Here is a 12,934-nt window from a genome sequence, read left to right on the forward strand (position 1 = left end):
ATTATTTCCCTCTATTTCCGGAGTGAATATTAATGTGCCGTTTCGGTGTCATGATTCTTAGGTTTTCAATATTGTAAACCTCTCCTCCATTATTTATAAATTTAACATGATGAATTTCATATTTTTTCCTATCACCAATTTGCTCTATGGAAGGTGGGTATGGGGCTCGTTGATTTAGTATTTCGACGTAGTTAGTTTTATTAAACTGCCCAGCCAATTCAGGATCATTCGCAACCTCCAGCCAAAATGCTGCCCTAAATCTATCAAAACTACTGAACTTCCTGCCACGTAATTTATCGGCAATCTGTGCCGGGATCGGTGCTCCCAGCCCCTTACCCGCCTCTGCCAACCAAACTCCTGCAACTTGCTGCCCACGACCGGTTACTTCACCCGGTTCATCCCGTGGCGTTTTAAAATAAATATACACCGGTTCCAGCCCTGACTCTGCCGGGAACCAAATGATGTAATCGTGGAAATCACCCTCTTCCAGAGCCAGAAATATTAAGCCCGGCTTGGTCGCCAGGAAGGTGATATCAGCCCCGGTATGCGGCGGAACAACCGGTGCACTCGGCGGTTGTGGCAGTACCGAGCTGATATCCATGCCGGGCGGTTTTGCTGGCGTAAAAATAAAGGTGCGTGGCGGCTGACTGTCGGTGGTAAAAGTATAAACACCTTTTGATTGCTCAAATTGGGCAGTGGCAACTTTTACCTTAGCGGCAATATTTGCAGCACCGGTTTTTACTGCATAAACATCCGTCCAATCATCCTTTTCGGACATCAAAATTCGGACAGGCGAATCTACTTCACCTTGCTGTGGTAACGGCGCGCCAAGGGATAACCCTATGTCCCTGAGAGAGAAACTACCGACTAATGGCGGCTGACTTGTGCCTTCCCTGTCATTATCCGAATAGAAGCCCGCACCAATGATGACCGCCATTGGATCAGCTAACGAGCTGGTGTCCATGCTGCGAAATCGCTCCGATACCCGCCGCAATGAGGTACCTAAATGATTAGCGACCTGAGGACTTAATGTGATAGCACCCGCACCCCCCACGGCAAAACAGGGAGGATATGCGTGGCCTCGCGGATAAGCAGGTAAGGAGAAGGTATTTTGGGGAGTGACCGCCTGCTGCCTGGCAAGGTAGGCTGCCGCTTCTGCGGCCACCCGTTCGCGCTCCACTCGCTGCTGCCATTCAGCTACTTCTGCCGCCCGCTGATCGTCCTTAATTCGCCAGCGTTCTGTGACGTTTGCATCCCATTGTTCAAACTCAGCACGCGGCTGCCATTTTGTGGCTTCCGCCGTCAGTCGTGGGTTTGCAACTCGCTGCTGCCATTCAGCTACCTCTGCCGCCAGCCGGGCTTTTTCAACTCGCTGCCGCTCTGTGGCTTCTGCTATTTCAATATCTGCATAAACACGCTGTTGCAGCTCTAATAGCCTTTGTTGTTTAGTTCTTAGCTCAGCAATCCCCTGATTTATGTGGGGGAGTGATCATTTTAACATAGCTTAGGGAGAGTCTGATTTAGGCGGGAAGCCTTGAAAGGAGCGACTTGCGGGGCAATTCAACGATTTTGCATGGACATCGAAAAAATAATCAAAAGTACGATATTTTGCATTCTATTTTGCACAATTTAGATCATCGTTCAAACCATTTTAATCAGATCTTAAACAACGTTTAAAAAAGATGATTGCGTTACCATAATGCAATCATCCAACCTTCTTCTGCGATTGGTCGCCAGAGTTATTTTCTACACAACTTTCAGATGCCCCTTTTTTGGCTTCGTGTAGTGCCATCAGGCGCTCCTTCTCTTCAGTTGGTAACTGTAATAGTTCTATATCGAGAGAATTCGCAGTAACCAGCTCGACAATGCCATCAACCCCCTTCTTGTGTATCACTCTTAATAAGGCATGTGCTTCATTTTCATCAAGAGAGTCAAGCACTGCTAGCCAAGCGCTAGTTAACTTTCCTCTAGCTTTATATTCTTTTTCAGCCTCACTGAGATTATGGTTAGTGGCGGTGATCGTGTTAGTCATTGATCCATATGCTAACCAGTCAAGGCTAACGCGCTCCTTATGTGCAATTTTTTGCATGGCAGTAAAAGCAGGTTCAGTGCTCTTGGTTAAATAATTATTTAACGTGGAGAAAGATAGCCCCCAGTCTCTTGCCGCTGCCCGCACACTCCTGGTACCAACAAGCTCCCTCAAACGCTCTTTGAGTTTTTCTTTTCCTTCAGCCTCAAAAGTAAATTCTTTTACTTTACTACCAATCATTTTCTTTTCCTTTTAACTCTTTGATTATTAATAGTTATTCACAATTGAAATCAATTGATCGCAATAAGAATCAAAGAAAGTCATATTTTTACTTTACGTGACCAGCATTCGGATCAATACTCTATCCATACGGATAACCCTTACGGCTTATCCGCACGGTTCAACTTTTTAGGGTAATCGAATGATGAATAGAAATGAAGTGGCTTGTAGTGATATGCACCGAATAGATATCGTTGCATCGTTACATAAACAAGGTGTAACCATGCGAGACCTGTCTATTGAGGCCGGTTTAGCCGCAGATACTCTCAAAAACGCTCTGTATCGCCCTTACCCAAAAGGGGAGAAAATCATTGCCCAGGCATTGGGTTTAGAACCTGTGAATATTTGGCCTAGTCGCTACCCAGCCTTAACTCGTAGGGTGGCTTAACATGTTTCTTTCTGTGAATGAACTGATTGGGTTACCGGGTATGCCTGGGACTGCGCCAGGTGTTAGGGCTGCGCTTAATAAGCTAGCGGGAAGTTCACTGGAATTGAAACGTAAACGCGCTGGTACCAAGGCATTTGAATACCATATTGATTGCCTCACAGAGCAGCAACAAGACGTTGTTCGTGAACGTCACCTTAACTCTCTGTTAGCAGTAGAAAAAAAGTCCGTTAAATCGGCAGTTAATAGCGATTTAAATCCAAGAGTTAAGCCTAAGCATGAGCTCGATCTTATGCGCCAATGTCCAGCCCTGTTGCAGAGAAGCACTAACAACCTGACCACGTTACAGCGTGATATTGCTGATGCCCGCGCTACTTTAGTGATTGAGGTTTTTGCTTTACAAAATGCAGGGTTGTCGCGCATTAGGGCCATTAAATACATTTGTGACCAGTCACAATCTAATACCTTGCCTGAGAAATTACAGAAAGCAGCAGCAGTGGCCAATGCCCGTAAAGGTCTGCGCACGGGTGTCAGTACCCGCACCCTCAATGGTTGGGTGGTTGATTATGAACGTGCATCAAACTCAGCAGAGCGGCTGGTTTTACTGGCTCCAGGGCATAATAAAGGTAAACCGGTGGAGCGGATGAAATGGATGCCTCTGTTTATGTCCCACTACCGCACCACTAAAGGGCTAACCATCGCGGCTGCTTACAAGGAATTTGATAAGGCATGGAAGGCGCAGTATGTCGACCAACCCGCCATGCGCGATGCCATACCGTCTGTTCATGCTGTTCACCGGGCTTTAGACAAGCTGCCGACTATCGTTAAACAGCGCGGCCGTGTTACCGGCTCTGCCAAGCGGGCGCTGAATACCTATGTTAAGCGTGACTGGTCACAAATGCCCGTTAACGGCGTTTGGATTGGTGATGGCCATAGCATGAAGATGAAGGTGGCCCACCCTGACCATGGTCGTCCATTTACGCCCGAAATTACGCTGGTTATTGATGGCCGGACACGTTATGTCGTCGGTTGGAGCCTGAGCCTCGCTGAGAACGTCATCGCGGTGGCCGATGCGTTGCGCCACGGTATGCAGCATCACGGTATACCGCTGATCTACTACTCAGATAACGGTGCGGGCCAGACTGCCAACATATTAGACGCTGATATTACGGGGATTTTTTCGCGGCTTGGCGTGGAGCATCCTACGGGTATTCCCGGCAACCCGCAGGCTCGTGGGATTATTGAGCGACTTAACCGCGAAATTCCCGCCCGTATCGCCCGTAAATTTGCCACTTATAACGGTAAATCTGCTGACCGTGAAACGGTTCGCATGCTCAGCGTTGACCTTAATTCAGCCTTTAATGCGCAAGGTAAGAATAAAGAGCTAAATAGCCGCCAAAAAGCGGCGATGGCTAAATTACCGTCATGGCGTCAGCTTATTGATGCCATAGAGGATGAGATTGAAGACTATAACGAAAGACATCGCCACAGCGAGCTCCCTTGTCGTGAAGACGGTAAGCACTATACCGCTGCGGAGTATCGGCAGTTGCTACTGGTCGATGAGACTATTGATCGTCTTTCTGATATTGAATTACGTGATATGTTCCGCCCGCAAATCATACGTACAGTTAATCGCGGTTGGTTCCCTCTCTTTAAGAATGAGTACTTTTCTCAGGATTTAATTCAGGTCGACGGTGAACAAGTTCTGGTTGAGTTCGATATCCACGATGCCAGCAGCGTTACCGTTCGCCGCCTTGATGGCTCATTTATCTGTACTGCCATCGTGAATGGCAATACCCACGCTGCCTTCCCAGTGGAGTACGTCCGGAAAGTGGCAAAAGACCGCCACAACAGACGTATGAAGCTTGTTGAGCAAAAAGCTGAAGAGATTAATGCCGAACTTAACCCGGTATTGACCGTTGATAATGCGCCTGATTTTGGCTCACTTATCCAGGGCGATATATCAAGAATTAATGATGACCGGGACGAGATGTTTTTATTCCAGTCTGATCGCGATGAATATTTAAAAGTACATGGCAATAAAAAAGCGGCTATTTGACGCCCATCAAATGCCGCTCATTCACTACATAGGAATTAAATCATGACAATTAAAAATGACCTTATAGAACTGATGGAACGTAAAAGCCTCAACCAAACACAGGTTTCACGCGCCATCGGTATGAGTACTGCCACCGTCAATCAATATCTACAAGATAAATATAACGGGGATTTAGAGAGGGTCAATAGTGAGGTACAGGCTTTCCTCGAACGTACTCGCGAGAAAGATAAAGCCCAGCGCGTAGACGTGAAGTTTGTTGCAACGTCAGCATCTAAAAAAGCGCTGGAAATTATCCGTATGGCCCACGTTGACGGTGAGATCAATGTGATTTACGGCGAGGCTGGGCTAGGTAAAACCATGGCATTAAAGGCTTACGCCAGCCAGAACTCCACCGCGCTGCTAATCGAAGTTGACCCCAGCTTTACCGCTCGCGTCTTGCTGGAGGAGATCTGTAACCGTTTGGGGCTATCCCCTCGCGGCAACATGCATGAAACCTTTGAGTTATGTACCAATAAATTACGTGATTCGGGCTATGTCTTGTTGATTGACGAGGGGGAGTTGCTGCCACATCGAACACTGGAAGTGCTGCGCCGTCTGCACGATAAAAGCGGTATCGGCGTTGTCCTGGTTGGTATGCCGCGACTGTTGATTAACCTGAAAGGTAAGCGTGGCGAATTCGTCCAACTTTATAGCCGTGTGGCATTTGCGCTCAATATCGGTAATGCGCTGCCTAAAGATGATGTCAGTGCCATTGCGGCCAGTGTGTTACCTGCGGTAGCAGATGATATCAATGAGGCGCTTTATCAGGAATCAAGAGGCAATGCCCGCCGCTTATTTAAGTTACTGCGCGGTGCAATTCGCCTTAGCCATATCAATGAAACACCCGTGGGTGTCGGTGCCGTTCGCCAAGCCGCCAAAATGTTAATTAATTAAGGAATAAGCCATGTGCCAATTGCCTATTAATAACCCGACCTTAATGAAGCCTATTAATCGCTTATTACGCGCCGGTATTAAAGTGGTGGAATTAAACACCCGCTTACGCCGTCCGATCATCGAAGTTGATCGCCCCTTTAAGGCATGGGAACAAGGCGCGGTTGAGATAACCGAAACCCGCAATGGCGTCCGTAGCCTGGTCAAAATGACCATCTGGCGCGGCGCTCATATCATCTGGAGATAGCCAGTTATGGCAAAAATAATCATCGAAGTTGTGGATGGTGGTCGCGTGAGTGTGAGTTGTCGCGTCGAACTATCCAAAAGTAATCAGTTTGAAAATGATGTGACAAATGGAATTGCTAATGGGTTAGCTGGTCATGTAGCAGTTAAAACCAAGCAAGTTATTGAATCTTTAGTTAAAACCAAACGAGGTAAGAAGCATGTCCACTGAAAACAAACAATTCACTGATAAAGCCGCTCCAGAGGGGTACTGGGTTGATGCTAAAGGTATTCTGACCCCAATCTCTCTGGTTAAAGATATCGACAAAATGCGCGATACATTAGTGGGTGACATTATCAATCGCGCACTGGTCGTTAACAAAATGCTGACCGAGTTTAAGTTGGCCACCTTTGCTGACATTGCCGCGTTCGTTGACCTGTCAGCCAATGAATACAATGTTTCACTGGGTGGTAAGAAAGGCAACGTCACGCTGTATACCTTTGACGGTAAATATAAAATCCAACGAGCCATGCAAGACCGCATTGCCTTTGATGAGCGCCTGCAAGCCGCTAAAGCGCTTATTGATGAATGCCTTGCTGATTGGGTTGAAGGTGCGCGGCCTGAAATTCATACCTTAATTAACCGGGCCTTTTCCTCGGATAAAGAGGGTGAGATCAATACCGGGGCAGTCTTGGCCCTGCGTCGTTATGACATTCAGGACTCACGCTGGTTACGGGCGATGGATGCCATCAGCGAAGCGGTGCAGGTTGTCGGCAGTCGTTCCTATGTCCGGGTTTATGAGCGTATTGGCGACAGTGACCAATATCAGGCCATCTCCCTTGATATCTCTGGAGTCTGATATGAATGCTAAAGAGTTCAACAAAAAATATCCCGTAGGTAGCAGTTTTATATACCAACCCAATAAAGTCTTACGAGGTGGTAAAGCAGTTAAAACCGTTGCAACGGCAAACGACTTTGAGCAAGGCGTTATCGTTGAAATTAATTTAGAGCCATGGTTTGCCAATATTAAGGCATTAACACCAGCAGGCTAAATTCAACCTTTATTAAGTCTCTTTTAGCTCTTAATTATTAACAATGGCGTAAACCCGCTGGGGCGCGCTTACGCCAAAATCATGGAAAACCATCATCATGAATAAAGAAAAGTATCTCGCCAAAATAAAGAAACTGCTGAATTTGGCTAAGCACAGTACCAATCCCAATGAAGCTGCCAATGCGATGAGTCAGGCCCAAAACTTGATGCGTGAGCATGGTCTGACATCTATTGATATCGACTTGATGGAAATCAACGAGGCAGGCAGTAAAGGCGCTCCCTCTCATGCTCAGGCTATCCCTAAATATATGGGGCTGCTGGCAGATATCATCTGTCGGGCTTTCGGCGTTAAGTGTTATATGACCTTTAAACGTAATTATTACACTACCGCTCAGCGTCAGGTTATTTTCTACGGCCCGAATGAACGCCCACAAATAGCAGCTTATGCCTTTGACGTACTCTCTCGCCAAATGATGAAAGCCCGCCGTGAATATACTGCGTCAATGCGCAAGAGCATTAAAGCCAGCACCAAAATAGCCCGAGGGGATACCTTCTGTGAGGGGTGGGTAATAGGCGCTTATCAGGTCATTAAAGATTTTACGGTTACAGATACCGAGGCAACCTTAATCACTGCCTACCACCGTAAATTGCAGAAAGATATTGGGCTGCAATCAGGCGATATGCGAGAGGCCAAAAAGTGTCGCGGGGCTGATGATGCTGCGGAGACTGGATATCGAGCGGGTAAAGATGCCAGCTTGCTTCATGCTGTCAATGGTACTGATTCTCAGCCTGCATTGATTGGGAGGTCATAATGGAAAATCTGTCTAAAACTGATTCATTGCGCCAGGCGCTGCAAGTGCTGGGGACTGCCACTGGCCGCGAACTGGCCAACTTCACTGGCTTACCGATTGATCGCGTTGGTGCGCTGTTGGCCTGTGATATCCGCAAAGGGCGCGTTGTCCGTGGCTGGAATGGAAAAATACGTTGCTATGGCATGGCTGGCACTCTCCAGGATACCGGCTCTGTTGTCGGTAAAGTTGGCTCAGGTAAGGGAAAAGGTAAGGTTCGTTACCTGCCATTGGGCGTCACCAATCCTGAGTTTAGGGCGTTGGCCCAGAAAGCGGTAGTCCTTGAACAACAATTCAAATACTCCAGCGCCATGTCTGCCTGGCTGGCAGCTGCTGACGCATCCATGCTGCTGGTCAACGAACAATGGTGCCTCCATCGTGCCATGTTTTGTGAGTCAGCCCAGTCTAAAGGCTGGGGAGGTCGCCCATGAAAGCCCATGTCAGCAGCCGGGAATATCAGGATAACGGCAACAAACGCATCTACACCCTGACAGATGGCAGTGTGGTTATCGAGTACCCCAAGTTGCCTGGGAAGTCGCGTTTCAACTTCTTTGATCATCGTGGAAATACAGTCCACAAGAACCAACAGCGCGTCGCCATGAAGCAAGCCGTTGAACACCATAAAAAACAATGGAAGGTGAAACCATGAGCCATTTTCTGAAAGGGTTGTCAGCCGATAAATTCAATCAAAAATACCCTGTAGGCAGTTGTTTTCATTATTTCTCTATTAAGGGTATCCCTGACAGCGTCGAGGTGGTCACGCGCACTGAAGCCTGGGCGCTAGGTCATGGGGATGTTGTTGTCAGCGTCAATGGCCGAGCCGGTGGGCTTCACATTGAGCATATGAAGCCTATTGCTATCGCCGACATTCCCCAGCAAAAAAACGAAGAATTAAGTAAGCCTGTGGCGTGGACTGATATCCAAGAGCTAGCTGACATGAAGAGCGGCACATATGGCAACATTTTCAACAGCAATTACATCAATACGTCAGACGGTCAGTGGATGCCTCTCTACTCGCAAGAATATGTTTCAACACTGATAACCCAATTGGAAGCAGCAAACGAGGCACTGAAAGGCGATCAAGTGCCGGTGGCTGTACTTTATAGAACTGGAGAAGTCTTCTCTCGCGCTGAATGTGCAGACGATAGAACTTTTGCCGTCTGCTGCAAAGTTGAGACACCGCTATTTACCGCCTCGCAAAAGCCTGTTGTACGCCAACACCATGCGGATTGGTCTGATGCGACTTTTGGTAATGTCGGTCCAGTTGGCCCACTGAAACACCTAAGCAAAGAAGCGTTAGAGGCAGCCGCATCACCTGGTGATCTATCTGAATGGGCTGACATGCAGTTTCTGTTTTGGGATGCACAACGCCGCGCTGGCATTACTGACGCGCAGATAGAACAGGCAATGATAGATAAGCTGGAAATCAATAAATCCAGAGTGTGGCCTGAACCAAAAGACGGCGAACCTCGTGAACACATCAAAGCCGGTTTCCCGGTAGAGGGGGAAATAAAGTGACCATTAGAGAAATCACCTTAATCTGTTGGGCTGTAGCGTCCTACATCTACCTTGGTTATTGCTGGGTCAGCATTCTGAAGCGGTTGGGTTGGGCAAGAAAAGATATTCACCCTTTTGCTTACATCGTAACCGTGTTGCTTTGGCCTGTGGGATTGATGCTTTTTGAAGCGCGGCTGATTGAAGAGGACTATGACGACAATGACTAAATACAACAATAAAGAGCAGGCAGCGGCGCGAAAGCGCCTCTCCCGCGCCCGTGCAAAGTCGCAGTTCGGTCAGCATCGTATTGAAATAGTTATCTCTGACCGTGGGTTTAAAATGCTGCTTGATGGCTGTAAGCGCCGTAATCCGGGTCGTAAACCATACATCCCCAGCGAGTATGTTGAGCTTTTAATCTTTTGTGACGGTGAGCGACTGGAGCGGCAAGAGGCTGAGTTAGGTCATTGCAATCACTGTGACTTGCCATTACCTACCGGTTGCAATACAGCGTTTGTAGGTGAATCACAATGTTGGTTTTATCGTGAGTCACGCACTTTAAATCTTACAGATGTGACCGGTCACGCTCAGTTGGATGAGGTGAAAAAATGACTAATTTGGGCCTGTTAAAAAGTCACCTTGCGTTGGGTGAAGACTACAGCGAAGAGCTGCTGCAAGTGCTCCAGTCGGCCTTTGATGAGATTACCTTCTCGCGGGCAAAGCTGCTTGAATTGGGCTGTTACTCTCCAGCGGATACTGCTGATTTATTGAGTGGCTGTGGAAAGCTAACACAGTACATCACTAAGTTTGAGCACAGCGAGGCTTATTCTGTAGGTTCTACCGCCCTTATTGGTGTGTTAGTCGCCCATCAAAATCAACGAACGGTTCTTGACCAACTGGTGACCTTAACGTGTCAAGGTGGCGTCTGGACGGCTCAGATAGCATTTGATGAGTTCCCCGTGCATAACTCCCCCGCAGCGGCAATGGATGAACTGTCTGACTGGCTTATCCGGTTGGGCTTGGCGACAAGAGTCAGTGATAGTTTACGGACTCAACTGGGGGTGTTATGGACAAAAAACTGATCCAGCTTATTCATGTGGGTAAGTCTGTCTTAGCATGGGACGATGAAACCTACCGCGATGTTATTTATCGACTTACCGGTAAAACCAGCTCGGCTCATTGTTCCATCGAGCAGCAAGAACGTATTGTGGCTTATATGCGGGCTCATGGATTTGAGCCTAAACCGACCCCAAAACGCGGACGTCGCCCCAGCGTTCCCGCCAGTAAGAAGACGATACTCAGTAAGATTGAGGCACTTCTGGCTGACGCAAACCGACCATGGGATTATGCTGAATCTATGGCGCAACATATGTTTCAGGTAAGATATGTTGATTGGTTGCCGCTGGATAAGCTGACAAAACTGATGCAGGCATTGATTATTGATGCCAAACGTCGAGGGAAATCATGATGGATATTGAGCAGGTTAAAGCGCTATTGCCAGAGTCTGTCCAGCAGATTGCCGAGTTGATCGGTTATCCAGCCACAGCCCGCCTGCTCGATAAGTTGGGTGGCACCACCTTCCCAATAGGTAAAGGGTTGCGTGCACTTGGCGCAGCCCGTGCCACGTTGTTACGTGAGACCATTGGTGATGAGAACGCGCAACTGTTGGTCAAGCACTTTGGTGGGGAGGTTCTTTACCTCCCTCGTTGTGATCGGGCATTGCGTGAGTTGCGTAACCGTTCGTTCCTGGCTGAATTTGCGCAGTTGCGTGACAGTGGCGTCTCTTCTTTGATGGTGATGACGCAGCTATGCCCTAAATATGGCTTCTCTGATAGGTTCGCTTGGGGATTGTTAGAGAGGAATAAAAATAACGTTGAGTTACCACAAGACTCTTTATTCTGAGGTTGCAAATGAAAATAAAAAACATCATTTTTTATAGTTTATTAATTGTTAATTCTTCTGCTTTTGCTGATTCCAAGGCTGTTGGTAACGAGAGTATCCTGATACAGGGAGCGCTAAAAGATGGCTATCAAGCGCAGCGTAATCTCGCATTTGGATATAAGTCTGGTAAGGTTGTTTCAACTGGTGCGACTGACACACCTAAAAATGAAGTTAAAGCCTGTGCTTGGCGTAAGATTCTGCTAATAGCTAATCCAAATAAAATTGATGCTAGTGACCCAATAAATGAGCGGGCAGATTGTAGGAATCTTGACTTTAAAGAAGACGAAAATGTATGGCATATTGTCCACCAATATCTTCCCATGATTGACCAGATGAAAGTGAAGGGTAAATACATGGCTAAACATGATGACGAAAAAGTAAAAAGTGAGGATATTGAAATTATAGATATTGATGGCTAATAACCACTGAACCCCTTCCACTGATTATATAAAGCCACAACAGCAATACTGACACCATCCCAACCCATTGGATGGTGTCATGCAAATCTCCCTATCACAGTTTCAACTCGCCGCCTCTTTATCTCCCGCGCTCGCATCGCGTTGGTATCCGCATATCTTGTCAGCAATGAAAGAATTCGGTATTGATACCCCCCGTAGCCAGGCTGCGTTTATTGCACAAATCGGGCATGAAAGCGGGGGTTTTAAAGCACTGGTCGAGTCATTTAATTACAGCGTAATGGGCTTAAAAACCACCTTTAGTAGCCGTTTAACAGCCGGGCAATGCGAGATGTTGGGCCGACAACCTGGCGAGACCGTTGTTCCTATTGAGCGTCAAAAAGCCATTGCTAACCTTGTTTACCACAAACGTTATGGTAATAACGCGCCCGGAGATGGCTGGAGATTCCGTGGCCGTGGTCTGAAACAAATTACCTTTTTGGATAATTATTACCGCTGTGGCCATGCACTAGAAATCGACTTGATCATCAACCCGGATTTACTGTTGCAAGATGATTATGCCGCACGCTCTGCGGGTTGGTTCTGGTACGCAAACAACTGCAACGAATATGCGGATAACGGTAGCTTTGTTCGCTTGACCAAAGTCATTAACGGCGGAAGCAACGGCCTTGCTGATCGTCAGGCCCGCTTGCTCATTGCCGAGCGTGTCCTATGTCTCTAATCAAAACCCTCAAAGAATTAATCACCAATCCTTCATCAGGGCGGTTATCAACCTCAGATACCACTCTGGTGGGGGCGTTTATCGTGTCCTCTCTCGCGTTGCTGTGGGCCACTATCTTTGGCCAGTCTGGTGATATCTGGTTCAGCCTTTATCTGGCCGCGTGGGTCACTCAAAACCAGGCATCAAAATATCAGGCGCTAAAACGAGATAAGGAGCTGGCCAGTGGCACTTCTGAAACTCCTTAAAGCCTATTGGCAACCCTCGTTAGCACTGCTTGTCGCCGCTGTTGCGGGGTTCGTATTGGCAGCATTGATTTACGGTAAGCAACTTTCTGATGAGAAATTGTCATTTAGCCGCGCTAAAACCGCCTGGTCAGAAGAAAAAAAACAAGCAGCCAATGATGCCTCTTCTGCATTAGTTGCCGCGCTGGCACGTCAGAAAACCGCTCAGCAGTTGGCTGATAAATTGTCTGCTGAGTTGCATGCCAAAATCGACAAGCTCTATAGCGATAATCAGAGACTCAAGAGGCAAATCAATGATGCGACTCAACAAGATGGC

At 47.4% G+C, this 12,934-nt stretch carries 20 protein-coding genes and 2 pseudogenes; 20 read left to right on the plus strand and 2 right to left on the minus strand.

What is annotated here, in order from left to right:
- Position 1: 1 nt before the first annotated feature.
- Both AEP37_RS04110 and AEP37_RS04115 read right to left on the minus strand, forming a co-directional pair.
- Complete coding sequence (locus tag AEP37_RS04110) at positions 2-1,180, minus strand: S-type pyocin domain-containing protein (RefSeq protein WP_053101940.1); 1,179 nt, start codon at positions 1,178-1,180, stop codon at positions 2-4.
- Between the two features lie 525 nt (positions 1,181-1,705).
- Positions 1,706-2,269, minus strand: coding sequence for a transcriptional regulator (locus tag AEP37_RS04115; RefSeq protein WP_049610282.1), 564 nt, complete (start codon positions 2,267-2,269; stop codon positions 1,706-1,708).
- Between the two features lie 184 nt (positions 2,270-2,453).
- Here AEP37_RS04115 and AEP37_RS04120 point away from each other — a divergent pair, with 184 nt between their 5' ends.
- From AEP37_RS04120 to AEP37_RS04215, 20 genes and pseudogenes are all read left to right on the plus strand, one after another.
- Positions 2,454-2,696 carry a helix-turn-helix domain-containing protein gene (locus AEP37_RS04120; RefSeq protein ID WP_049610359.1) on the plus strand — a complete coding sequence of 81 codons (243 nt, stop codon included), beginning with the start codon at positions 2,454-2,456 and terminating at the stop codon, positions 2,694-2,696.
- A 1-nt stretch (position 2,697) separates the two neighbouring features.
- Complete coding sequence (locus AEP37_RS04125; RefSeq protein ID WP_049610284.1) at positions 2,698-4,752, plus strand: Mu transposase C-terminal domain-containing protein; 2,055 nt, start codon at positions 2,698-2,700, stop codon at positions 4,750-4,752.
- Between the two features lie 42 nt (positions 4,753-4,794).
- Positions 4,795-5,685 carry an AAA family ATPase gene (locus tag AEP37_RS04130; RefSeq protein WP_049610286.1) on the plus strand — a complete coding sequence of 297 codons (891 nt, stop codon included), beginning with the start codon at positions 4,795-4,797 and terminating at the stop codon, positions 5,683-5,685.
- Positions 5,686-5,695: 10 nt separating this feature from the next.
- Entirely contained in the window at positions 5,696-5,929 is a 234-nt protein-coding gene (locus AEP37_RS04135) for a hypothetical protein (RefSeq protein WP_012303416.1), read from the plus strand.
- A gap of 6 nt (positions 5,930-5,935) precedes the next feature.
- Positions 5,936-6,136, plus strand: coding sequence for a hypothetical protein (locus AEP37_RS04140; RefSeq protein WP_049610289.1), 201 nt, complete (start codon positions 5,936-5,938; stop codon positions 6,134-6,136).
- The gene (locus AEP37_RS04145) at positions 6,126-6,764 is read left to right on the plus strand and encodes a DUF3164 family protein (protein WP_049610290.1); all 639 of its coding nucleotides are present in this window, start codon (positions 6,126-6,128) and stop codon (positions 6,762-6,764) included. The genes AEP37_RS04140 and AEP37_RS04145 overlap by 11 nt, the downstream gene beginning before the upstream one ends.
- A 1-nt stretch (position 6,765) precedes the next feature.
- Positions 6,766-6,957 (plus strand): hypothetical protein, encoded by a 192-nt coding sequence (locus tag AEP37_RS04150; protein ID WP_049610293.1) that lies wholly within the window; start codon positions 6,766-6,768, stop codon positions 6,955-6,957.
- 97 nt (positions 6,958-7,054) lie between these two features.
- Positions 7,055-7,768 (plus strand): DUF2786 domain-containing protein, encoded by a 714-nt coding sequence (locus AEP37_RS04155; protein WP_049610296.1) that lies wholly within the window; start codon positions 7,055-7,057, stop codon positions 7,766-7,768.
- The gene (locus AEP37_RS04160) at positions 7,768-8,235 is read left to right on the plus strand and encodes an ANR family transcriptional regulator (protein ID WP_049610300.1); all 468 of its coding nucleotides are present in this window, start codon (positions 7,768-7,770) and stop codon (positions 8,233-8,235) included. The genes AEP37_RS04155 and AEP37_RS04160 overlap by 1 nt, the downstream gene beginning before the upstream one ends.
- Entirely contained in the window at positions 8,232-8,453 is a 222-nt protein-coding gene (locus tag AEP37_RS04165; RefSeq protein ID WP_049610303.1) for a hypothetical protein, read from the plus strand. The genes AEP37_RS04160 and AEP37_RS04165 overlap by 4 nt, the downstream gene beginning before the upstream one ends.
- 386 nt (positions 8,454-8,839) lie before the next feature.
- Positions 8,840-9,289: pseudogene (locus tag AEP37_RS04170) on the plus strand (DUF550 domain-containing protein); the annotation flags it as partial.
- 29 nt (positions 9,290-9,318) lie between these two features.
- Positions 9,319-9,528, plus strand: coding sequence for a hypothetical protein (locus AEP37_RS04175; RefSeq protein ID WP_049610306.1), 210 nt, complete (start codon positions 9,319-9,321; stop codon positions 9,526-9,528).
- A complete protein-coding gene (locus AEP37_RS04180; RefSeq protein WP_235801370.1) occupies positions 9,512-9,910 on the plus strand; it encodes a hypothetical protein in 399 nt (132 codons plus the stop codon). Before AEP37_RS04175 ends, AEP37_RS04180 begins: the two co-directional genes overlap by 17 nt.
- A complete protein-coding gene (locus AEP37_RS04185; RefSeq protein WP_049610311.1) occupies positions 9,907-10,380 on the plus strand; it encodes a hypothetical protein in 474 nt (157 codons plus the stop codon). Before AEP37_RS04180 ends, AEP37_RS04185 begins: the two co-directional genes overlap by 4 nt.
- Positions 10,365-10,766 (plus strand): gp16 family protein, encoded by a 402-nt coding sequence (locus AEP37_RS04190; RefSeq protein ID WP_049610315.1) that lies wholly within the window; start codon positions 10,365-10,367, stop codon positions 10,764-10,766. The genes AEP37_RS04185 and AEP37_RS04190 overlap by 16 nt, the downstream gene beginning before the upstream one ends.
- Positions 10,766-11,200 (plus strand): Mor transcription activator family protein, encoded by a 435-nt coding sequence (locus AEP37_RS04195; RefSeq protein WP_049610318.1) that lies wholly within the window; start codon positions 10,766-10,768, stop codon positions 11,198-11,200. Before AEP37_RS04190 ends, AEP37_RS04195 begins: the two co-directional genes overlap by 1 nt.
- Before the next feature lie 8 nt (positions 11,201-11,208).
- Positions 11,209-11,658 (plus strand): hypothetical protein, encoded by a 450-nt coding sequence (locus AEP37_RS04200; protein ID WP_049610321.1) that lies wholly within the window; start codon positions 11,209-11,211, stop codon positions 11,656-11,658.
- Between the two features lie 85 nt (positions 11,659-11,743).
- A complete protein-coding gene (locus AEP37_RS04205) occupies positions 11,744-12,376 on the plus strand; it encodes a glycoside hydrolase family 19 protein (protein WP_049610365.1) in 633 nt (210 codons plus the stop codon).
- Entirely contained in the window at positions 12,367-12,621 is a 255-nt protein-coding gene (locus AEP37_RS04210; RefSeq protein ID WP_049610324.1) for a hypothetical protein, read from the plus strand. Before AEP37_RS04205 ends, AEP37_RS04210 begins: the two co-directional genes overlap by 10 nt.
- Positions 12,599-12,934: pseudogene (locus AEP37_RS04215) on the plus strand (hypothetical protein); the annotation flags it as partial. The gene AEP37_RS04210 and the pseudogene AEP37_RS04215, both read left to right, overlap by 23 nt.

It is taken from the genome of Yersinia pekkanenii, assembly GCF_001152565.1.
GTDB classification, from domain to species: domain Bacteria; phylum Pseudomonadota; class Gammaproteobacteria; order Enterobacterales; family Enterobacteriaceae; genus Yersinia; species Yersinia pekkanenii.

Excerpts from the sequence above, each read along its gene's own strand:
- AEP37_RS04115 (WP_049610282.1), bottom strand. The coding sequence starts at position 2,269 with ATGATTGGTAGTAAAGTAAAAGAATTTACTTTTGAGGCTGAAGGAAAA.
- AEP37_RS04120 (WP_049610359.1), top strand. The coding sequence starts at position 2,454 with ATGAATAGAAATGAAGTGGCTTGTAGTGATATGCACCGAATAGATATC.
- AEP37_RS04125 (WP_049610284.1), top strand. The coding sequence starts at position 2,698 with ATGTTTCTTTCTGTGAATGAACTGATTGGGTTACCGGGTATGCCTGGG.
- AEP37_RS04130 (WP_049610286.1), top strand. The coding sequence starts at position 4,795 with ATGACAATTAAAAATGACCTTATAGAACTGATGGAACGTAAAAGCCTC.
- AEP37_RS04135 (WP_012303416.1), top strand. The coding sequence starts at position 5,696 with ATGTGCCAATTGCCTATTAATAACCCGACCTTAATGAAGCCTATTAAT.
- AEP37_RS04140 (WP_049610289.1), top strand. The coding sequence starts at position 5,936 with ATGGCAAAAATAATCATCGAAGTTGTGGATGGTGGTCGCGTGAGTGTG.
- AEP37_RS04145 (WP_049610290.1), top strand. The coding sequence starts at position 6,126 with ATGTCCACTGAAAACAAACAATTCACTGATAAAGCCGCTCCAGAGGGG.
- AEP37_RS04150 (WP_049610293.1), top strand. The coding sequence starts at position 6,766 with ATGAATGCTAAAGAGTTCAACAAAAAATATCCCGTAGGTAGCAGTTTT.
- AEP37_RS04155 (WP_049610296.1), top strand. The coding sequence starts at position 7,055 with ATGAATAAAGAAAAGTATCTCGCCAAAATAAAGAAACTGCTGAATTTG.
- AEP37_RS04160 (WP_049610300.1), top strand. The coding sequence starts at position 7,768 with ATGGAAAATCTGTCTAAAACTGATTCATTGCGCCAGGCGCTGCAAGTG.
- AEP37_RS04165 (WP_049610303.1), top strand. The coding sequence starts at position 8,232 with ATGAAAGCCCATGTCAGCAGCCGGGAATATCAGGATAACGGCAACAAA.
- AEP37_RS04180 (WP_235801370.1), top strand. The coding sequence starts at position 9,512 with ATGACGACAATGACTAAATACAACAATAAAGAGCAGGCAGCGGCGCGA.
- AEP37_RS04185 (WP_049610311.1), top strand. The coding sequence starts at position 9,907 with ATGACTAATTTGGGCCTGTTAAAAAGTCACCTTGCGTTGGGTGAAGAC.
- AEP37_RS04190 (WP_049610315.1), top strand. The coding sequence starts at position 10,365 with ATGGACAAAAAACTGATCCAGCTTATTCATGTGGGTAAGTCTGTCTTA.
- AEP37_RS04195 (WP_049610318.1), top strand. The coding sequence starts at position 10,766 with ATGGATATTGAGCAGGTTAAAGCGCTATTGCCAGAGTCTGTCCAGCAG.
- AEP37_RS04200 (WP_049610321.1), top strand. The coding sequence starts at position 11,209 with ATGAAAATAAAAAACATCATTTTTTATAGTTTATTAATTGTTAATTCT.
- AEP37_RS04210 (WP_049610324.1), top strand. The coding sequence starts at position 12,367 with ATGTCTCTAATCAAAACCCTCAAAGAATTAATCACCAATCCTTCATCA.